Source organism: Paraburkholderia sp. BL23I1N1 (genome assembly GCF_003610295.1).
Taxonomy (GTDB): Bacteria; Pseudomonadota; Gammaproteobacteria; order Burkholderiales; family Burkholderiaceae; genus Paraburkholderia.
Genome location: NZ_RAPV01000001.1, coordinates 6,398,603 through 6,419,334, shown reverse-complemented (window position 1 = coordinate 6,419,334; position 20,732 = coordinate 6,398,603). Strand labels below are relative to the sequence as shown.

Here is a 20,732-nt window from a genome sequence, read left to right as displayed (position 1 = left end):
AAATACGCTCTAAACTCCAGCGGACGAATCTTCTTCCGCTTCGCTCAGCACGGCAGTCTGCACCGCAGTTGCCGCGCTGACGTAGGGCGGCGCCTGGCGCGGGTCGTCGATGCTATAGCGCAACCGGCCCGCGTCGACATACACACGCAACTGACGATACCTCACCAGATAGATCAAGCCGACGATCGCCGCGGCGAAGCCCGATGCCGCGCCAACGCCGAGCGCCCAACGCGGGCCGAAACGATCCGCGACCCAGCCCACCACCGGCGCGCCGAGCGGCGTGCCGCCTAGCGCGATGGCCAGCAGGATCGCGATGACCCGGCCGCGCATGGCCGGTTCGGTGGAGATTTGCACGAGGCTGTTCGTCGATGTGTTGAACGTCTGTGTCGCCACGCCAACCACGACGAGTGCCAGGCCGAACAATACGTAGTTCGGCATTAGCGCGGCGACCGTGCAGCCCACGCCAAAAACCGCCGCTGCGCCGAGCAAAAGAGCCATGCGAGGTTTCGCTCTGCGTGCGGCGAGCAGCGCACCGGTTACCGAACCGATTGCCATGGTTGAGCTCAGCACGCCGTATTGACTCGCACCCGCATGAAAGGCGGTGACCGACATAGTCGAGATGAAGATCGGGAAGTTCAGCCCGAACGTACCGATCAGAAACATCATTAACAGCGCGGCTTTCAGATCGGGACGGGTCCACACATACTTGAAGCCTTCCACGAAGCTGCCGCGCGTGCGTGTCGCACGTGGTTTCAAATTCAGTTCGCTGATGCGCAGCATGCGCAGCGAACCGAGCACAGCGATGAACGAGAGCGCGTTGATCAGAAACACCCAGCCGGTGCCCACCGAGGCGATCAACAGCCCCGCGACGGCAGGCCCGATCATGCGTGCCGCGTTGAACGAGGTGGAGTTCAGCGCGACCGCGTTCGACAGATCGGCTTCTCTCACCAGGTCGGAGACAAAGGTTTGACGCGCCGGTGAATCGAACGCGGTGACACAGCCGAGCAAGCCCGCAAACACATAGACCTGCCATAGCTGCACGAGCCCGGTTACGGTAAGAAGCCCGGGGCACAAAGCCAGCGTGCCCATTGCCGCCTGGGTGGCGAACAGCAGCTTGCGGCGGTCGAAGTGATCGGCTGCATAGCCGGTTAGGGGCAGAAGGAGCATTTGCGGCCCGAACTGCAGCGACATCACAATGCCCACGGACGTTGCATTGTGATGCGTGAGTTCCGTGAGCACGAGCCAGTCTTGCGCCGTGCGCTGCATCCATGTGCCGATGTTGGAGACGATCGCGCCGCTGGCCCAGACCCGGTAGTTGAACGTGCGCAGCGAACGGAATGTGCCGCTCACCGCAACATCTCCGTGTGGACGATCCGTACCGTGCGGCGGTTAAAACGAGTGGTCATGCGCGCGATTTTTCGAGCAGATCGAGGACGTCTTGCGTCGTGCCAGTTTCGCCGAGGCGCGGGAAGATTCGCGTGATGCTGTTGGTATGGGCGTCGAGGTTCATGTCCGTCATCGCGTCGATTGCGAACGTGACATTGAAGCCGAGTTCGTGTGCGAAACGCGCGGTGGACTCGACGCCGATACTGGTTGCTACGCCGACCAGCACCACTTGCGTGACGCCTTGCTGGCGCAGATACGCTTCGAGGTCGGTGTTCGTGAATGCGCCCCAGGTGCGCTTGCTCACCAGATGATCCGAAGGCTGCTGATTCAGTTCGGGTACGAGGTCCGCAAAACCGGCGGGGAAATCGCCCGTGTGACGCGACTGTTCCGCGCGGCCCGGCGCGCCGGCCGTGACGTTGACGAGCACCACGGGCAGACCGTGACGACGGAATGCGTCGATCAGGTCAGCGGAGCGTTTGATGATCTCGCCGGTGGGGTGGGCGGTGGGCAGCGCGACGATGCCGCGCTGCAAATCGATGACGACCAAGGCGGTCTTTGCGTCGAGCGTGGTGAGGGCCATGATGTTTTCCTTGACATTACGAGTCGATGAGGCGTTTGAGCAAGTCGACGCCGATCGCGAGCTGTTTCTGTTCGGCGGCTGAGAAGCGGGTCTGGATCGTACGGAATAGCCAGTCTTCGCGCGCCGCGCGGCTTGCCTTGACCTTCTTGCGGAACGCGGGCGTAAGAGAGAGAACGGTTTGCCGCCCGTCATTCGGGTCCGGTGCGCCGTTCACGAGTCCGGCTGCTTTCAAAACCGAAAGCGTCTCGCCCATGGATTGCGGGCGCATACCCTGGACGCGTGCGAGCGTAGTGACCGTGGCGGGACCTTCGCGTTCCAGCAGATGGAGCACCTGCACCTGCGACGGCGTGAAATCGCCCAGATGCGCTTCTTCGCGCATGCGGCGGCGCAATTTGCCGACGAGGACGCGCAGGTCCTCTGCCGTTGCATGCAGGGCGTCGGGGTCGGAAGGGGGCCTGGTGGGCTGAGTGTCGTTGCTGGACATACCGGCAGATGTGAAGGTTACCTTCGCAGGTTACCTTCACATCTGCCGGGAGTCAAGTTGACGGAGTGGGCAGCGGAATGCGGGGCGGGCCGCGCATTCCGTATTTTCGCTTGGGTGATCTTGGTGAAGCGAGGCTCGTGGTGATGTGCTGTTTAGAACTTGTGGCGAAGTGCCACGCGCGCTACGACCTGATTTTGCGTCGACGAGGGAGACTGCGTGCCGGGGATGAATGCGTCGTCGAGAATTGAGTTGGTCGAGTTGCCGGCGACCTTCTGATATTCGCCCTGAACGTAGACGTCTGTGCGTTTGGACAGGTTGTAGTCCGCCATCAGCCCGACCGAGTGGATTTTGGGTTTTACGCTGCCTGTCGAGGCGTCGTATGTTTCCATCGTGTAGACGTACTGCGCGCCGACGAAGAACGCGGGTGTGATCTGGTATTTGCCGTTCAATTCGAAGTTCTGGTATTTCAGCGTATTCAGCTGGACGCCGTTCGCGGCGAGCGGGATGCCGATATAGCCGTTGCCGGTGGGGTCTTTGTAGTTCGAGTTGGTGTAGGCGAAGCCGACGGTTGCCGAGCCGAACGTGTAGTTGATACCGCCGCCGAACACGCGCATACGGCCGGCGATGAAGCTTGCGTCGTTCGCGGTGATGGCGCCGTTCGAACCGACGCCAGGATTATTCGCTTGCAAATAGGCCGCAGCGACGAGCAGACCGCCGTTTGCGTATTGAGCACCGAAGCTGTACTGACGGTTGTTGGCGAAATTCGTATCGTTGCTGAAGCTATACGTGCCGCCGAACTGGAAGCCTGAGATTTCCGGGCTGGCGTATTTGATGGTGTTGTCTACGCGAAACGAGTTATCCGTGTTGTCGTTGTCATACGGGTGGGCGAACAGATAGCCTGCCCAATTGCCGTTGGCGGTGGTTTGCGCGAGGTAGTCGACTACTGAATCGTATTGACGGCCCAGGGTAACGGTACCGAAGCGGTCGCTGGTCAGGCCTACGTAGGCTTGCCGACCGAACATGCGGCCGCCTTGATTTAGACGACCGGAGTTCAGGTCGAAGCCATTTTCGAGTTGAAAGATTGCCTTGAGTCCGCCGCCGAGATCTTCCGAGCCTTTCATGCCTCAGCGGCTGCCTTGGGCGTAACCGCTTGCGAGTTCCACGACGCTACCGTGCCCGACGTTATTCGTGTAGTCGATACCTTCGTCGATGACTCCGTAGAGCGTTACGCTGCTTTGTGCAAACACGGGGGAAGCGGCGGCGCTGGCCAGGGCGATAGCGAGGATTTTCTTCTTCATAAGATCTCCATGATGTTTTGAATGTTTTAGCAGGTAGCTTGCGCATGATTTTCCGGCCAATACTTTTTGCAAAGCGAGGAATTCTGATGGCATCAATCGGAAACGCCGATGGAGTGTTATTTGGAAGAAGCGGCAACCGAATCAAGGAACGTCCGCGATCAGAATTGCGCGAGTAGGGAAGGAGGGCAAACAACGCAGAAGGCGAGACGAGCCCAGGCAAGACAAAACAAATCAATCGAGTTGACGCGAGAAGCGACCAGGCAAAACAAGCCGAGATAAGGGAGGGCGACAAACGGTTTTAAGAAGTGCGCATCGGCGCGCGCAGCGCCGCCGGAGGTATGACGCCTTTGTCACTCACGCGGAATGTGCGAGAACACAGATTCCAGATGCACCACTACCGCGACTGCGCGGGGGACCCGCTTAAGAATTGGCGGTGTGAGCCGCTTTCTCTTGCCTCTCTCTTTGCGGCCGGCAAAGAGAAGTAGGTGCCGCCCCGCACAGGGGCGACGCTAATAGACCACTAACAAAACAAGGAAAGGCCAACGCCGCAGACAGACAGACAGACAGACAGACAGACAGACAGACAGACAGACAGACAGACAGACAGACAGACAGACAGACAGACAGACAGACAGACAGACAGACAGACAGACAGACAGACAGACAGACAGACAGACAGACAGACAGACATCAAAAACGCCCACCACAAAACAAACACCAAAACCTAAGCAGCAACCGCCACAACCCTATGCCCCCGCCCCTCCACCATCTCCTCAATCAACCCTGCCAGCACATCCACCGCCGGATCCCGGCAAACCGACGCCCGGTGCAACTCAAGATCCGCCGAAGGCATAGTCGGCATCCCATCCTGAACCCCCAGCACCCGCCAGTGATCCGGCAAAGTCCGCCGATCGATAATCGTCACTGCCGCCCCATGATTAACGGCAACCCTGATCCCCGTAGGACTCTGACTCGTATAAACAACCTGATATGGCCGATCAAGCGCGGCGAGCGCTTCAAGCCCTCGTTGCCGATAACAGCAAGTCTCTGGAAACAGCGCAAGCGGCACCGGCGCCCCAGGTTTCAAATCAAAATCCTGATGCGCGGCCCACACCACTTCCTGACGTCCGAGATGCCGCCCACTGGTCTGCGACCCGTGCCTTACCACTAAAGCCAGATCCAGCTCTCCAGCCTGCAACCGCTCGAGCAACTCAAGCGACATCCGGCAATGAATATGCGGCCGCGCGCCCGGGCGCAGCGCATAGAATTTTTTAAGCAACTCGGGCAACCACAGTTCAGCATAATCTTCAGGCAGGCCAAACCGGATCACGCCATCGCTGCTACTCCGGTTCAACGCGGCAATCGCCTCGTTCTGCACCTGAATAATCCGCCGCGCGTGAATCAAAAAATTCTCGCCATCGCGCGACAACGCCAGCCGCCGGCTGTTACGTAGAAACATGTGCGTTTCCAACCGGTCCTCCAGCGTGCGGATTCGCAGGCTGATAGTCGATTGGGTGCGGTGCAGCAATTTCGACGCCGCAGTGAAGCCGCCGCTATCGACAACAGCAACGAAAGCCCGCACTAGCTCGGGATCCAGAGAACTCAGTTTCGACCAATCGGGTCCGCTGATGGAAGCCATCGGAATTACTCGCTTTCCAAAGAAATTTGGCGATCAAAACATAGGGGTGTTAGAGAGGTGATTGTTGTCGAAAACACCTCCGCCACAAATCAGTCCGAACCCCTATCCGGAGACCCGTCTTGTCACGTCGTTTTCCTCTTGCCGATGCTGTATGCAACGATTTGAGCGACATCGTCACCCGCGACATGATTCCGGTCGATCTGATTGTGCGCCGCAACTATGTCGCTCACGCGATAAAGCGCTTCGTTGCCGCTTGCCTGCGTGAAGCGCGCGTCTGGAAATACGCGTGCGTCTCGCGTAACCTCCTGTGCGGCGACGGTCCCGCAACCGCGGCGCAGAACACTTTCTACAAGCTCGCGAATGAACGGGTGCATCTGGCATGGAGAACGTGCGCGTCGGCACAAGCTTTCAGGCGTTCGTCGGCCAGGCCTGGAAGATTCCCGGTTCCCACCAACGCGCCGTTATTTCACGCTCGCGCAGGGTGCCGGCGTGATCGGTGAATACCCGTACATCGTCGATTACGAGGACAACGACGCGACAAGTAATGACAGCGTAATCGAGCCCGGCATGACGCAATGCATCAAAAGCTTTTTCCGTCATGAAGACGAAGATGAAAGCGTCAAGCTGGACGAGCAGGTGGTTGTACGCGATGACAGCGGCGTGGAACGGCTGTCCGACTATCCGTTCGAGAAGCGCCTGCTCGCTTGAGCGCAGGGCGTGTCCTCACCGGCATGTGAGGAAGAGGGTCGGCCTCTCGCGCATGCCAACTTATTACAATTCAATGCTCCAAGGGTGAAAGACAATGCAATTGAGACAACTTCGGGTAGTACTGTGCGCTGCCGCCATGGCTTTGACGGGCGCCAGCGCGCACGCTGCGGATAGCTGGTGCGCGCAAGGCAAGACAGTGCATTTCGCGGGCATTACCTGGGAAAGCGGCTCGTTCGCGACCGAGGTGCTGCGGCAGATTCTGGAGAAGGGCTACGGTTGCAAGACGGATGTCATACCTGGCAGTACGGCGGCCACTGAAACCGCGCTCGCGCACAACGACGTGCAGGTGTGGGCTGAACAATGGACCGGGCGCAGCGAGATCACTGCGAAGGCCGTGGCCGCGGGCAGCGTGAAGCTGGTCGGCGACACCTTGCCCGGCGGCACGAAGGAAGGCTGGTTCGTGCCGGAATACGTGGTGAAAGGGGATCCCGCGCGCGGTATCAAGCCGGTCGCTGCGGGCCTCGTTTCGGTGACCGACCTGCCTAAGTTCAAGAGCGTATTCGCGGATGACGAGGAACCGGACAAGGGCCGCTTCCTCAACTGCCCGACGGGTTGGGATTGCGAACGGGTCAACACACGTTTGCTGAAGGTGCTGAAGCTCGATGCGAGCTACACCAACTTCCACCCGGGCACGGGCGCCGCGCTCGACGCAGCGATCGCGTCCGCGTACCAGCGCGGCGCGCCGATCGTGTTCTATTACTGGGGCCCGGCCGCGCTGATGGCCAAGTACAAGTTTGTCGAACTCAAGATGCCGGCTTATAACGACGCGTGCTGGAAGACGTTGCGCGACGAAAGCAGCACCTCGCAATGCGCCTCCTCGTACATGGTCTCGCATGTCACCGTGGGCGTCTCCACACCGTTCTACGACGCCGACCCGCAACTCATGACGATGCTCGGCAAGGTCAAGTTCCCGATGGACTTCCTGAGCAGCACGATCCTCGAAATGAGCACGAAGAAACTCGACGGCTCTGCCATGGCCACGCAATTCCTGCGCGCGCATCCGGAGATGTGGAAGCAATGGGTGCCTGCCGACGTCGCGTCGAAAGTGCAGGCGGCACTTGCAGGCGCCTGACAGTCGGTAACGTCAGGCGGATTTCGACGGCACGAGGCCTTGCGGCTTCGTGCCGGGCAGCAGGTGTCGTAGAGCCTGCTGTCCATTTGTAGTGGAGGATGGGTTATGCATTCGTTTTTTCTGCATCTTTCGATTGCCGATTGGGTGAACGACGCCGTGCAATCGTTCGTTACCCGCTATGGCGACAGCTTCCACCAGTTCAGCATCGTGCTTTTGCGCTATGTGCTCGTGCCACTCGAAGGTGGCCTGCGCGCCGTGCCGCCCTGGCTGATCCTGCTGGCGGTCGGCGCGGTGACGTGGAATGCGACGCGACGCCTGACCGTTGCCGGCTTCTTCATGCTGCTGCTCTATGCGATCGGTTGCTTCGGCCTGTGGGAAAAGCTGATGCAGACCCTCGCGTTGATGCTCGTGGCGACCGTGCTGTCGGTCTCGCTCGGCGTGCCGCTCGGCATCCTGACCTCGCGCAGCGCATGGCTGCGACGCGTGCTTCTGCCGACGCTCGACGTCATGCAAACGCTGCCCAGCTTCGTCTATCTGATTCCGGTGTTGATGCTGTTCGGCCTCGGCAAGGTGCCGGCGATTCTCGCCACGATCATCTATGCGCTGCCGCCGCTGATTCGCCTGACCGATCTCGGCATTCGTCATGTGGATAGCGAGGTGGTCGAGGCGGCGCGCGCTTTCGGCACGACGCGCTGGCAGTTGCTGGTGAACGTGCAGATGCCGCTGGCGAGGCCCAGCATCATGGCCGGCATCAACCAGACCACGATGATGGCGCTCTCGATGGTGGTGATCGCCTCGATGATCGGTTCGCGCGGGCTTGGCGAAGATGTGCTGGCCGGCATTCAGACGCTCGATGTGGGCAAGGGAACCCAGGCGGGTATCGCCATCGTGATTCTCGCGATCGTGATCGACCGCATCAGCCAGGGCTATGGCCAGGACCGCCGCACGCGGCGTCTGTTCGCGCAGCGCAAAAAGGCCAAAGCGGCTTCGCGCATTCCCTATCGTACGAGCAGCACGAGCAGCACGAATACGAATGAAACAGCGGCGGGTGAAAGCGGCCTCGAAACCCGCGCGGCCAAGTAACAGGAGTAACAGGAGAGCGTCATGGCAGCAATTGAAGTCAACCACGTGTACAAGCTGTTCGGGCCGCCCACCAGTCATGCGCGCGTGCTCGACCTGTTGCGAAGCGGCAAGGGCAAAGCCGATGTGCTCGCCCAGACCGGTTGCAATGTCGGTCTGAACGACGTCAGCTTGCATATTGGCGCCGGCGAAATCTTCGTGATCATGGGACTGTCCGGCTCAGGCAAGTCGACCCTGGTCCGGCATTTCAACCGCCTGATCGAGCCGACCTCGGGCGAAATCGTGATCGATGGTTCGGACGTCATCAAGCTCGACCCGCAAGGCCTGCGTGAGCTGCGCCGCTACAAGGTCAGCATGGTGTTCCAGAATTTCGGACTGCTGCCGCATCAAACCGTGCTCGACAATACGGCGTATGCGCTGCGGGTGCGCGGCGAGAGCAAGCCGGAGGCCCATGAGAAAGCCAAAACCTGGCTCGGCAAGGTGGGCCTGAATGGTTACGACGAACACTATCCGGACGAGTTATCCGGCGGCATGCGTCAGCGGGTCGGGCTGGCCCGCGCGCTTGCCGCGGATACCGACGTGCTGCTGATGGACGAAGCATTCTCCGCGCTCGACCCGCTGATTCGCACGGAAATGCAGGACCAGTTGCTGCAACTGCAGGCGACGCTGAAGAAGACCATCGTGTTCATCACGCACGATCTCGATGAGGCGCTGCGGATCGGCAATCGCATTGCGATCTTGCGCGACGGCAAGCTCGTGCAGGAGGGGACGCCCAACGAGATTCTGACGCGCCCCGCGGACGACTACGTGAGGCGCTTTGTCGAGCGCCGCCCGGATCGCGGCTCGGCCGGCGTAGCCCAGGATTGATTAACCCACCTCGCAAGCCTGGCAAGCCTCGCGCACCATGCCGAAATGTTGCGCGAGGCCTTCCCAGCCGAGTGCCGTGACGGTCACCGAGCGCGCGGTGGGCGACTTGCGCATCCAGCCCCACGCAATGAACGCGTCCATCAGACGGGCGCCTAACGGCCCCGCGACGTGATATTGCCGCTCGGTCCAGTCCAGACATTGGCGGGCATGGCCCGCCCGCTCGAACGCCGGATCCCCCATATCGATACCGAGCTGCCGCAGCCACTCGCAGCCTGACGCGGTGAGTGCGTATTCGCGCTCGCCGGCTTCAACGATGAAGCCCCGCGTGAGCATGCCTTGCGTCACCGCGACGCCGATCTGACCCGCCAGGTGGTCGTAACAGCAGCGCGCGAATCGCAGCGCCTGAGCGGGGCGGCTCGGCGTAGTGCGCCAGGCCGGGGTGACCGGCCCGACAGACGCGAGGCTTTCGAGCACGCGCGAAACGTGCGGCCCGGCTAGCCGGTAATAGCGATACCGGCCTTTGCTCTCCACACTCAGCAAGCCGCCGTCGAGCAGCTTGGCCAGGTGCGAACTGGCGGTCTGCGCCGTGACGCCCGCCGCTTGCGCAAGCGCGCTCGCCGACAGGGCGCGGCCGTCCGCGAGCGTGATCAGCATCACCGAACGAACCGGCTCGGCGATCAGGTGCGCCACGCTCGAAATATTGTGCTGACCCATTGATTTGCACCGTCCTTCATTGACGCGCGTTTGATGACTGTTGGCAGGTGAAAAACCGTTCGTTTGTTCGCACTGACACTTCGATACAGCCCGAAGCATTCTCTGTGCAGGCCGACTTATAGTCAACGTCGAACCGGTAACCAGAGGCTGGAACGCGTGAACACTGAACATGAATATCAGAAACGGGTATTGATCGCGACGAGCCTCAGCTACGTCATTGTCATCCTGGATACATCGATCGTAAACGTCGCGCTGGAGCCCATTGCCGCCAGTCTGGGCTCGGATATCAGTGGCCTGCAATGGGTGGTCAACGCCTATACGCTGACCCTTGCCAGCTTGCTGCTGAGCGGTGGCGCACTCGGCGACCGGATCGGTGCGAAGACCGTTTATCTCGCCGGATTGCTGATTTTCGCCTGCGCGTCGGCGTTATGCGGATTGGCGCCGGATTTGCGGATTCTGGTTGCCGCGCGGATCGCGCAGGGCGTCGGCGCGGCGTGCCTGGTGCCATGTTCGCTGACCCTGATCAATCATGCTTTTCCGGTTGCGCGGCAGCGGGCTGGCGCGATCGGCATATGGGCCGGATGCGGTGGCATCGCGATGGCGGCGGGGCCGCTCGCCGGTGGTCTGCTGATTCATCTGCTCGGCTGGCGAAGCATTTTCCTGGTGAATGTGCCGATCGCCTTGATCGGCGCCTGGCTGACGACGCGCGTCGATTCGGTGCGCCCGGCGGCGTCGGACAGGCCAATGGATATCGCCGGGCAGGTGCTCGCGATCGTGGCGCTTGGCGCGTCGGTCGCCGTATTGATCGAGGGCGCCAAGTTCGGGTGGCACGCGGGCGCGATACGAGCGGGCGCTGTGGTTGCGCTCGTCGCATGGATTGCATTCGTGTTGGTCGAGACAAAACGCAAACAGCCGATGCTGCCTTTGCACTTCTTTCGGAGTCCGGTGTTTTCCGCATCCGCGTTTGCTACGCTGATTTCCGGCCTGGTGTTCTATGGCCTGTTTTTTCTGCTGAGCCTGTACTTCCAGTCGGCTCGCGGATGGTCGCCGTTGCAGACTGGCCTGGCATTTTTGCCGTTGACGGTGATGGTGGCGATCGGCAGCTTCGCATCCGGTGCATTGAACAGGGCGTATGGCGCGCACCGGCTCGTTTGCGGCGGCTTCCTGCTGTATGCGCTGGGTTTCGCCGGCCTCGCCGCGCTCGCGGACGATGCGCCGTATTGGCGGATTGCGCTGTGCTTTCCCGCTGTCGGCTTTGGCGCGGGGGTGATTACGCCGGCGGCGACCGCCGCGGTGATGACGGCGGTGGACAAGGCGCGTGCCGGCGTCGCGGCGGGCGTGCTCAACGCGAGCCGGCAGACCGGCTCCGCAATTGGGGTCGCGATCTTCGGGGCGTTGATGAGCGCGATCCAGCCCCTCGACGCAGGGATTCGCGTGGCGGTCCATCTGGCGATCGGCTTGTCGCTGCTGGCCGCGCTGGTCTGGGGTGTCGCGTTGGCCGTGGCGGCGCGTTACGCGGGCAGCGATGCCTGTTAAGCGTGTTCAGCCTAAGCGTATTCAACCGAAAACGGGCCGCTCAATCACGAGGCAGTCGGGGCGCGAATCCCGGCTGGCACCATCGAAAGGACGCCACTGGCACTACGCGCGCGTTCGGAATGCTGCGAGGATACCGGCCCTTTCCTGAAGATGTCGTCGTGCGCGGAGCGCAGCAATCGATTTGACCTTCGATTCTCCGTTTTTTTTGCGAATACACGACTCATGAATGTTGCCGATACCCCTTCCATCCTGGGATGTCTGGCCCTGGTGACCCTGGTGGCGGGCATGGCAAAAGGCCTGACCGGATTCGGCGGCGCGCTCGTCATGGCGCCCTTGTTTGGGCTGTTGATTCCCGTGCCCGAAGCCGGCGTCCTGATCGTCCTGATCCATTTTGCGACCTCGCTGCAAGGCGTGCGCAGCTGGGCGAGCGCGGTGCGCTGGCGCACGGTGATTCCACTCGCCTTGGTCGCAATGGCTTGCACGGCAGTCACAACCCTGTGGATGGCCAGCGAGAACGCGGTGGAGCTTCGCCGGATCGTCGCGCTCGCCGTTCTTGCCTCCACGGTGATGCACATGCGCGGTTGGCGCTGGCTTCACGATAGCGGCTGGCGGCCGACCTTCACGGCAGGCGCCATGAGCGGCGCGCTGACCGCGCTAGGCGGTATCGGCGGTCCGCCGGCCGTCTACTACCTCAACGGCGTGGGCCAGGGCGCTGCGCTGCGCGCCAATCTCCTCGCGTATTTCGCGGTGCTCTACGTGGGCGTGGTGGCCCTTCTGGTGGCCGAGCATCGGGTTCACACGCCCCAGCTCGGTTCGCTGGTCCTGCTCGTGCCGGTGTTCGTGCTCGGCGTCGCCGTGGGAGAGCGCCTCGGCCGGCGCGTGCCGGTGCGCCGGGTCGAACATCTCGTGAGCGCTTTGCTGCTGTGTTCCGGGCTGGTCGCCCTGGTCGCGTAAAAGCAGGTAAAAATAACCTGCGAACATCCTCTGAGACGTTCGCGCGAGCGGGTGCAATACCCGCTCAGCGTCCCGCATGTGGACCAGGCGATTTATTATCGCTGGTACTAGTCAGGTGCATTTTCGGCCACCGATACTGAATTCGTCTGCTATGGCCCTCGTGCCCTATCCGCTCGCCGCGGCCCCCGTCACCCGGGTTGGTTCCCCAATGGCGGGCGGATTCAGCAGAGACGATTTCATCGACCACGAAACGCAGACGGAGACTTCATGCTCAAGTTCTTGATTGGGATCGGCATCCCCTACATCGGCGTGATCGGCCTGCTGCCCTGGGTCGCTTCTGTCGATCGATTCGTCCTGGGCGTGCCCTTCATCTATGCGTGGATTTTCGCGTGGTTCATCCTGACGTCGCTCTGCCTGCAGGTGTGCTGGCGTCTGTTCGATCGCCGCGCGGACGATGCAAATCCGCAAACCCACTGACGCAGCAGGAGAGCCCTGATGTCCACCGTTGTCTTTCTCGGTTTGATTCTCTTCTCGCTGTATCTGGCGATACGGTCCAAAAAAGGGCATGGCGCACAAAGCGTTCATGACTTCTTTGTCGCGTCCCGTCAGTTCGGCGCGTATCTGGTCTTCTTCCTCGCCGCGGGCGAAATCTACAGCATCGGCACGATGATCGGCTTTCCGGGCGGCATCTATGCCAAGGGGCCCACGTATGGGGTCTGGTTCCTGGGATACATTCTGCTGGCGTATCCCGTCGGCTATTTCATCGGACCGAAAATCTGGGAGGCCGGCAAGCGCTACAACGCCATTACGCTGCCCGATCTGTTCAAAGGCCATTACGGCAGCCGCGCGTTGGAACTGATCGTCGCCGGATCGGCGATCCTGTTCCTGCTGCCGTGGGGCGAGTTGCAATTCACGGGGCTCGTTGCCGCGTTCAAAGGCCTCGGCTGGAACTTCCAGCCGCTCTATCTGATCCTGATTTCCGCGGTGCTGGCATTCACCTACATCGCCATTTCCGGGGTGCGGGCGTCAGCGTACATTGCGATCCTGAAAGACGTGTTGATGGTCGTGGCGATTGTGATCACCGGGATCGCGGTCGCATGGGAATCCGGCGTCACGGAAGTCTTTCACGCCGCGAGCCTGCACGTCAGCAACAGCATGAACGCCAGCCAACTGACGTTTTCAATGAGCACCATGCTGTTCCAGTCGTTAGGGTTCTACGTGATGCCGTTCGCCGTGCAGGTTTTCTTCACGGCCACCAGTCCGAATACGATCCGGCGCACCCAGGTCGCGATGCCGCTGTACATGCTGATGTATCCGTTTCTGGTGATTGCCTCGTACTATGCGATCAGTCAGAACCTGCACCTCGCGTCGCCGAATGAAGCGTTCTTTGCCGCGGCGATCCGGTTGTTGCCGGGCTGGCTGCTGGGTCTGGTCGCGGCCGGCGCCTCGCTATCCGGTTTGTTGGTGCTGACGGGAATCTGTCTCGCCATCGGCCCGATCGTGACGCGCAATCTGTTGCCGAAGATGCCGGAGAACAAGCAGAAAGCCACCGCGAAAATGGTGATCGTGGTCTACCTGCTGGTCTCGATCGTGATGACCCTCTTGACGCCGAATCTGATGCTCACGCTGATCAATACCGCGTACTACGGCGTGACCCAGTTCTTTCCGGGCGTGATGGTCATTCTGTTTTCGCTTCGAGTCAAACCGGCCGCCGTTGCAACAGGTATTCTGACCGGCCAGATCCTCGCGATCATCCTCTATATCCTTCATGCCGATCTCGGTGGATTCAATCTGGGCTTGTTGTGTCTCGTGATCAATATCGCGGTCACCGCCGTGTTGAACCATGGCTGGAAGCGCAAGCCGGTGCATGCGCTGTCCTGAACGTTCGGCCTGCCTCCTGAATCAGAGAACACTTAACTATGAATTCGATTGAACGAGGTCCCATCACCGTTTTCTCCGCCAGAAAGATTCTGACGATGAATCCGTCTCAACCGCACGCCACGCATGTGGCCGTGCGAGACGGCAAGATTCTCTCGGTCGGCAATCTGGAGGACGTCAGCCGGTGGGGCGAGGTTGAGATCGTCGACACGTTTGAGAACAAGGTGTTGATGCCGGGTCTCGTGGAAGGGCATTGCCATCTGATGGAAGGCGCCATGTGGGACGCCGTGTATCTCGGCTACTACGACCGCCGCGGCCCCGACGGCACGTTGTGGCGAGGCCTGAGAACGCTGGATGAAGTGATCGCGCGGCTCGCCGAAGCGCAACGCGCCATGACGGACGCGGCGGCGCCGCTGCTCGCGTGGGGCTTCGATCCGATTTTCTTCGGCACGAGCCGCCTGTCGGTCAAGGAACTCGATACCGTGTCGGCTCGCCGGCCGATTGTCGTGCTGCACGCGAGCGTGCACCTGATGAACGTCAACACCGCTATGCTGGCGCTCGCTGGGATCGACGAGAACACCGACATCGACGGGATCGACAAAGACGAGGAGGGCCAGCCGACCGGCGAACTGCAGGAATTCGCCGCCATGTTCCCGGTGTACGAAGTGATCGGCAGCCAGCTTTCCATTGCGGCGAGCGAAAAGAAAGCGGCCATCTGGAATTTCGGCAAGGTCGCGCAACTCGCCGGCGTGACCACCGCGACGGACCTGGTGAACGATCTGTCGGCGTTGGGCAATCGCAACCTGCGCGAAGTCACGGCCGACCCGCAGTATCCGGTCAGGATCGTGCCCGCGTTTGCGCCGCAGCGAAGCCCCGACGGCGGCGCCGAAAGAGTGCTGTCGGCGATCGGCGACAGCACGGAAAAATTGACGTTCGGCCCGGTCAAATTCATCGTCGATGGGTCGATTCAGGGCTTTACGGCACGGCTGAAGTGGCCGGGTTATGTCGGCGGGCAGCCGAACGGGTTGTGGCTGATTCCGCCTGGCCAGTTGGAGGAGGTGTTCACGCCGTTCCACCGGGCCGGGCTGCAACTCCATATTCATACCAACGGAGACGAAGCCACCGAAGTCGTATTGAACGTCGTCGAGAAGATGCTCGACGCCTGCCCGCGAAGCGACCACCGCCACACGCTGCAGCACTGTCAGATGGCCGATGCGAGCCAGTTGGCGCGCGCGGCGAAACTCGGCATGTGCATCAACTTTTTCTCCAACCATATCTACTACTGGGGCGACGCCCACTACGCGCAGACCATGGGCCCCGATCGCGCGAACCGGATGAATGCGGCGGGAACGGCGCGGCGTCTGGGCATTCCCTTTGCCTTTCATTCGGATGCGCCGATCACGCAGTTGAGACCGCATTTCACCGCCTGGTGCGCGGTGCAGCGCAAGACCGCAAGCGGTCGCGTGCTGGGTGCTGGCGAGTGCATCCCCGTGGCGGATGCGTTGCGCGCGATCACGCTGGGCGCGGCCTATACGCTCAAGATGGACCATCTGATCGGCAGCATCGAGGTGGGCAAATTCGCGGACTTCGCCGTGCTGGAGGACGATCCAACCGAGGTCGCGCCGGATCAGCTGAAAGACGTCGAAGTGTGGGGCACGGTGCTGGGCGGGCGCGTGTTTCAGTCGCCGGCAAAAAAATGAACGCAGCGGCTCAGTCGACTGCTCCGCCGCCCATTGCGCTGGTGGTGCTTGGCGGTTATCTGGGCGCGGGAAAGACGACCATGCTCAACCAGGTGCTGTCGATGGCGGGGCAGCGCCGCATAGCGGTACTGGTCAACGATTTCGGCGATATCAATATCGACGCCGCATTGATCCGTGAACGCACCGACGACGTCATCAATCTGGAGAACGGGTGCATCTGCTGCTCGATCGGCGGGCGGCTCGTCGACGCACTCGTGAAAATCAGCGCGCGGCCCGAGCGTCCCGAGTTGTTGATCATCGAAGCGAGCGGCGTTTCCGATCCTGTGAAAATCGCGCAGATCGGGCTGCTCGACCGGGCCTTCAGGCTGGTTGGGATTATCGTCGCGGTCGACGCCGAGCGCATTGGCGCAACCTTGCTCGACCCGTACGTCGGCGATATTGTGCGCCGGCAAATCACGGGCGCAACCGCGCTCGTGCTCACCAAGACCGACCTCGTGACCGGGCAGGAAAAGGGCGCGGCAACGGCAGCGGTGTTGTCGCTCGCGACTACGTCCATTCTGGTCGAAGCAGTCAATGGGCAGATACCGCCGGCGTTGATCTTCGACGCGAGTGTGGTGCCTCGCCACCGCGCGGGTGGGCTTGGTGTCACGAAGGAGGGCGTGTCGAACCGGCATCTGGATATCTGCAGTTTTTCTTTCCGCTCGGACTTCCCGCTGGACAGAAAAAACTCAGAGCAGCGCTTCGCGACCTGTCCTCCACGCTGCTGAGAGCGAAGGGCATCGTCTGGCTGGATCAGGATGCCTCGCCGCAGGAACTTCATGTGGTGGGTGGCCGCTTCCTCATCACGCCATTCGCGGGCCACGCAACGGCCGAATCGACGATCGTCCTGATCGGCCGTTTCACTGACGAAGACGAGCATGCGATCAAGCGTTGCCTCGAAAGCACGCAAGCGCTGAACTAACACCCACCTCGCGCAAGTGACGCGCTCATCGTGCCAATGGCGCTAATTAAGCGTACTGGTCGCACGAAGCGCACCACGCACACCAACGGCCTGCACCCAAAAAAGGTTCGAGGCCAGTCAATCCGCCTGTTCCCGACACTCGCTGCACCAGGCGAAACCAGCGCACTGGCCCTACCGTCGAGCGGACACCAAACTTACACTTTTCCTAAGAGATCGCCGCTTAGGCAAGCTCACGAGTCACACCCAATTCACCAAGCAGGAGACATGCATGGCCACAATGGAAACGTCCGCGTCGAAGGTTACCGCGGAGACACTCGCCGCATTTTCCGACGCGTTCAACCGTCACGATGCAAACGCGCTGATGGGCTTCATGACCGAAGACTGTGTGTTCGACGCAGCCGGCGGAAGCGAAGTGTATGGAGCGCGCTTCGTCGGCCGCGACGCGGTGCGCGCAGCATTCGAAACGGTCTTCAGGACTTTCCCGGACGCGCATTGGGGTGACGGCCGACATTACGTCATCGGAGAGCGCGGCGTGTCCGAGTGGGTGTTCACGGGGACGCATGCGGAAGGCTGGCGCATCGAAGCGGAAGGGTGCGATCTGTTCGAGTTCCGCGACGGTCTGATCGCCGTCAAGCGCGCGTTCCGTAAGGAACGCCCGAAGCAGAACGTTTGACGCCGACGAGGAGCTTCACATGGAGCAAAGTGTCATCACACGGGTCGGCGAAGGGTTGTCCGCAGGGCGGGACAGCGCAACGCAGTACGACCCGAGATACGACCCCCTGGTCTCGCCGGGACCCGGTCATGGCAAGCAATACGCACCCACCTACTGGGCCGCGACCGCCGGCACGCCGCCGCCCGACGATGGTCCGATCACGAAAGATATCGACGTGGACGTGGCGATCATCGGCGCGGGGTACACCGGGCTCGCAACGGCGCTGTGTCTCGCGCGCGATCACGGTATCAAGGCGGTGGTGCTCGAGGCCAACAAAACCAGTTGGGGCTGCAGCAGCCGCAACGGTGGGCAAGGGCAGAATGCGTCGGGACGTCTGTCGCGTTCACAATGGATCGAGCGTTGGGGTAAAGATGTCGCGCTGAAAATGCACGACGAGATCCAGGAAGGCTTCGACAACTTCAAAGCGCTGGTAGCGGAAATCGATTGCGATCCGCAACCCGGCGGCCACTTTCTGATTGCGCACCGGCCGCGCATGATGGCCAAACTCGCCGCCGAGGCCAAAGTGTGGAAAGACGTTTTTGGCTACCCGTCCGAGCTGATCGACCAGGCCACGTTGCGCCGTGAGTACGTCAACGATTGCGAGGCGGCCGGCGCGCTCCACGAGCCCGAAGGCATCGGCATTCATGCGTTGAAACTAGCCTACGGCTATCTGCGGCTGGCGCGCGAAGCGGGTGCGCGCGTTCATCCGGCGAGCCCGGTGATCGGCTGGGAAACCATCAACGGCATTCATCATTTGCGCACGCCGGGCGGCATCGTGCGGGCTCGGTCCGTGGGTATCGCGACCGGCGCTTATACGGCGCCGGACCTGCATCCTTCGCTGACGAGCCGTGTGATGCCGATCCTGTCGAATTCGATGGTGACGCGTCCGCTCACGCAGCAGGAAATCGCCGCCTGCAATTTTCGAACGACGCAGGTGCTCACCGATACACGTACCTTGCGTTTCTACTATCGCTTCCTGCCGGACAACCGGCTGCAGATCGGCAGCCGTAGCGCGATCACCGGTGCGGATGCGCCGAATCCGCGTCACTACGAGTTGCTCGTCGAAGGGATGGGCCGCAAGTTCCCGGTTCTGCGTGGTGTCCAGATCGACTATTCGTGGTGGGGCTGGGTGGACGTAAGCCACGACATGATGCCGCGCGTGTGTCAGCCGGATCCGAAGCAGTCGGTGTTTTACGCACTGGGCTACGGTGGCAACGGTGTGTCATATTCCCAGCAGGCGGGGCGCCGCCTCGCTGAACGGATTGCGGGCAAAGGGTCGAAGCAGACGCTGCCGATCTTCACGTCGCCGTTGCCCGGCCATCCGTTCGCACCGTTCCGCCGCATCGGGCAACGGATGCTCTACCAATTGTATTTCCGGCGCGACGAAAAACCTTGAACGCGCTCCGCGTGCCGCGCCACCCGCGGCACGTCATTCGCCAGTCGTCGAGCGTCACGCGCACGGCGCTGCGCAGCGCAGAGAGGTCTGCGCGTTAAGCCATAGGAAAAGACACGAAGCAGCGAGGCGCGTGAGCGACCTCGCTCGATCCGAATTGACGGCGCTCAGGTTTCGGGAATGCATGCAAACGCGCATGCAGCCCCGCACGACTGGCGCCGGCATCAACTGGATGTGGAGGTGACATGGAAGTATCGAACAAAAGTGAACTGAAGACCGGCCTGAAGGAGCGCCACATGACCATGATCGCGCTGGGCGGCGTGATCGGCGCGGGTCTGTTTGTCGGCAGCGGCGTCGTGGTCCGGCAGGCCGGCCCGGCGGCGGTCCTGTCGTTTCTGATTACCGGCGGCCTGATCGTGCTCGTTATGCGCATGCTCGGAGAAATGGCGTGCGCCATGCCGGCGGTGGGCTCGTTTTATGAATACGCGCGCCTTGCCTTTGCCGGCAAGCGCGGGCCGGGCAAACTGGCCGGCTTTCTGACCGGGTGGATGTACTGGTATTTCTGGGTCATCGTCGTGGCCGTCGAGGCGGTGGCCGGCGCGAAGCTGGTTCAGTTCTGGCTGCCGGATACGCCGGCGTGGGCGATCAGTCTTGTGTTGCTGGTCGTGCTGACCGCGACCAACCTGATCTCGGTGGGCAGCTACGGGGAATTCGAGTTCTGGTTCGCGTCCATCAAGGTGGCGGCGATCATCGTATTTCTGTTCCTTGGCGCGCTCTATGTGCTGGGTCTGTGGCCTGCGTCGCTGCACACCACCGCGGTGATGCCGACCCTGTTTTCGCACGGCGGACTGATGCCGAAGGGGATTGGACCAGTGCTGAGCGGCGCCGTCGCGGCGACGGGTTTTTACTTCGGCGCCGAGATCGTCACCATTGCCGCCGCCGAGGCGCATGAGCCGGTCAAGGCGGTCGCCAAAGCCACCAATTCGGTGATCACCCGCGTGCTGATTTTCTACGTCGGCTCGATCCTGCTCGTAGTGGCGCTGGTGCCTTGGGATTCGCCGCGCATGGCCACGCCGTATGTGAGCGCGCTCGATGCAATGGGTATCCCCGCCGCCGCCAATGTCATGAACGCGATCGTGCTGACCGCGGTGCTGTCCGCGCTCAATTCCGGCCTCTACGCGGCGTCTCGGATGATGTTTGCGCTCACCCGCCACGGCGATGCGCCGGCTGCGCTCGCCAAGGTCAATCGCCGCGGTGTTCCGGTTCGTGCCATTCTGATCGGCACCTTGTTCGGCTATGTGTCGGTCGTCATGTCTTACGTATCGCCCGACACAGTGTTCGCATTCCTTGTCAATTCGTACGGAACCGTGGCCATTTTCGTCTACGTGCTGATCGCCGTGTCGCAACTGAAACTGCGCGCCCGGCTCGAGCGCGAGGCGCCGGAGATGCTGCGTGTGAGGATGTGGTGCTATCCGTATCTGACCTGTTTCGCGATCGTCGGCATGATCGGCATTCTGGTGGCCATGGCCTTCATACCGGACCAGCGCACGCCGCTGTGGCTCGGCGTGGTGAGTCTCGGCGTGTTGCTCGTGGCGTATGCGTGGCGGGCTCGGAAGAGCGGGGGTGTTTCGGCTGAGGCGGATTTCGTGGACTATCGGCCTCGTACTCATTGAGGCCTGTCTAACGCGTGCTGTTCGATTTGCAGCGGTG

The 20,732-nt window shown here is 61.5% G+C and carries 19 protein-coding genes and 1 pseudogene; 14 read left to right on the top strand and 6 right to left on the bottom strand.

The genetic code is table 11. The annotated features are described in order from the left end of the window. Nucleotides 1-9: 9 nt before the first annotated feature. From B0G76_RS30050 to B0G76_RS30025, 5 genes and pseudogenes are all read right to left on the bottom strand, one after another. Nucleotides 10-1,350, bottom strand: coding sequence for an MFS transporter (locus tag B0G76_RS30050; RefSeq protein WP_120295693.1), 1,341 nt, complete (start codon nt 1,348-1,350; stop codon nt 10-12). Between the two features lie 52 nt (nt 1,351-1,402). Continuing rightward, the gene (locus B0G76_RS30045) at nt 1,403-1,966 is read right to left on the bottom strand and encodes an isochorismatase family protein (RefSeq protein WP_120295692.1); all 564 of its coding nucleotides are present in this window, start codon (nt 1,964-1,966) and stop codon (nt 1,403-1,405) included. A 16-nt stretch (nt 1,967-1,982) separates the two neighbouring features. Continuing rightward, nucleotides 1,983-2,450, bottom strand: a complete 468-nt coding sequence (locus B0G76_RS30040; protein ID WP_120295691.1) for a MarR family winged helix-turn-helix transcriptional regulator — start codon at nt 2,448-2,450, stop codon at nt 1,983-1,985. A gap of 152 nt (nt 2,451-2,602) precedes the next feature. Beyond that, nucleotides 2,603-3,748, bottom strand: a pseudogene (locus B0G76_RS30035) (porin). A gap of 724 nt (nt 3,749-4,472) precedes the next feature. Continuing rightward, on the bottom strand, nt 4,473-5,387 hold the full coding sequence (locus tag B0G76_RS30025; protein ID WP_120295690.1) for a LysR substrate-binding domain-containing protein: 915 nt from the start codon (nt 5,385-5,387) through the stop codon (nt 4,473-4,475). A gap of 489 nt (nt 5,388-5,876) precedes the next feature. On the opposite strand from B0G76_RS30025, the gene B0G76_RS30015 reads away from it, so the two are divergent. From B0G76_RS30015 to B0G76_RS30000, 4 genes are all read left to right on the top strand, one after another. Then, nucleotides 5,877-6,095, top strand: coding sequence for a hypothetical protein (locus B0G76_RS30015; protein ID WP_120295688.1), 219 nt, complete (start codon nt 5,877-5,879; stop codon nt 6,093-6,095). A 94-nt stretch (nt 6,096-6,189) separates the two neighbouring features. Beyond that, nucleotides 6,190-7,227 carry an ABC transporter substrate-binding protein gene (locus B0G76_RS30010; RefSeq protein WP_120295687.1) on the top strand — a complete coding sequence of 346 codons (1,038 nt, stop codon included), beginning with the start codon at nt 6,190-6,192 and terminating at the stop codon, nt 7,225-7,227. Nucleotides 7,228-7,332: 105 nt separating this feature from the next. Further along, complete coding sequence (locus B0G76_RS30005; protein WP_120295686.1) at nt 7,333-8,310, top strand: proline/glycine betaine ABC transporter permease; 978 nt, start codon at nt 7,333-7,335, stop codon at nt 8,308-8,310. 21 nt (nt 8,311-8,331) lie between these two features. Beyond that, nucleotides 8,332-9,174, top strand: coding sequence for a glycine betaine/L-proline ABC transporter ATP-binding protein (locus B0G76_RS30000; RefSeq protein WP_120295685.1), 843 nt, complete (start codon nt 8,332-8,334; stop codon nt 9,172-9,174). Here the strand turns inward: B0G76_RS30000 and B0G76_RS29995 are convergent, their stop codons facing one another. Beyond that, nucleotides 9,175-9,888: a helix-turn-helix transcriptional regulator gene (locus tag B0G76_RS29995; protein WP_120295684.1), complete on the bottom strand. Its 714-nt coding sequence runs from the start codon at nt 9,886-9,888 to the stop codon at nt 9,175-9,177. It lies immediately after the preceding gene. Nucleotides 9,889-10,044: 156 nt separating this feature from the next. Here B0G76_RS29995 and B0G76_RS29990 point away from each other — a divergent pair, with 156 nt between their 5' ends. The 10 genes from B0G76_RS29990 to B0G76_RS29945 all read left to right on the top strand — a co-directional run bounded on the left by B0G76_RS29990 (nt 10,045) and on the right by B0G76_RS29945 (nt 20,695). Then, nucleotides 10,045-11,424 carry an MFS transporter gene (locus B0G76_RS29990; RefSeq protein ID WP_120295683.1) on the top strand — a complete coding sequence of 460 codons (1,380 nt, stop codon included), beginning with the start codon at nt 10,045-10,047 and terminating at the stop codon, nt 11,422-11,424. Nucleotides 11,425-11,574: 150 nt separating this feature from the next. Next, nucleotides 11,575-12,378, top strand: coding sequence for a sulfite exporter TauE/SafE family protein (locus B0G76_RS29985; protein WP_120295682.1), 804 nt, complete (start codon nt 11,575-11,577; stop codon nt 12,376-12,378). A 267-nt stretch (nt 12,379-12,645) separates the two neighbouring features. After that, nucleotides 12,646-12,855 carry a DUF3311 domain-containing protein gene (locus B0G76_RS29980; protein WP_120295681.1) on the top strand — a complete coding sequence of 70 codons (210 nt, stop codon included), beginning with the start codon at nt 12,646-12,648 and terminating at the stop codon, nt 12,853-12,855. Between the two features lie 18 nt (nt 12,856-12,873). Continuing rightward, nucleotides 12,874-14,259, top strand: a complete 1,386-nt coding sequence (locus B0G76_RS29975) for a sodium:solute symporter (RefSeq protein WP_120295680.1) — start codon at nt 12,874-12,876, stop codon at nt 14,257-14,259. A gap of 38 nt (nt 14,260-14,297) precedes the next feature. Further along, on the top strand, nt 14,298-15,956 hold the full coding sequence (locus tag B0G76_RS29970) for an amidohydrolase (RefSeq protein WP_120295679.1): 1,659 nt from the start codon (nt 14,298-14,300) through the stop codon (nt 15,954-15,956). Then, nucleotides 15,953-16,723 (top strand): GTP-binding protein, encoded by a 771-nt coding sequence (locus B0G76_RS29965; RefSeq protein ID WP_120295678.1) that lies wholly within the window; start codon nt 15,953-15,955, stop codon nt 16,721-16,723. The genes B0G76_RS29970 and B0G76_RS29965 overlap by 4 nt, the downstream gene beginning before the upstream one ends. After that, nucleotides 16,639-16,917: a GTP-binding protein gene (locus tag B0G76_RS44630; protein ID WP_120296914.1), complete on the top strand. Its 279-nt coding sequence runs from the start codon at nt 16,639-16,641 to the stop codon at nt 16,915-16,917. Before B0G76_RS29965 ends, B0G76_RS44630 begins: the two co-directional genes overlap by 85 nt. Nucleotides 16,918-17,185: 268 nt before the next feature. Next, the gene (locus tag B0G76_RS29955; protein ID WP_120295677.1) at nt 17,186-17,590 is read left to right on the top strand and encodes a nuclear transport factor 2 family protein; all 405 of its coding nucleotides are present in this window, start codon (nt 17,186-17,188) and stop codon (nt 17,588-17,590) included. Nucleotides 17,591-17,609: 19 nt separating this feature from the next. Beyond that, complete coding sequence (locus B0G76_RS29950; RefSeq protein WP_120295676.1) at nt 17,610-19,025, top strand: FAD-binding oxidoreductase; 1,416 nt, start codon at nt 17,610-17,612, stop codon at nt 19,023-19,025. A 242-nt stretch (nt 19,026-19,267) separates the two neighbouring features. Then, the gene (locus B0G76_RS29945) at nt 19,268-20,695 is read left to right on the top strand and encodes an amino acid permease (RefSeq protein ID WP_120295675.1); all 1,428 of its coding nucleotides are present in this window, start codon (nt 19,268-19,270) and stop codon (nt 20,693-20,695) included. The last annotated feature ends 37 nt before the right edge of the window (nt 20,696-20,732 follow it).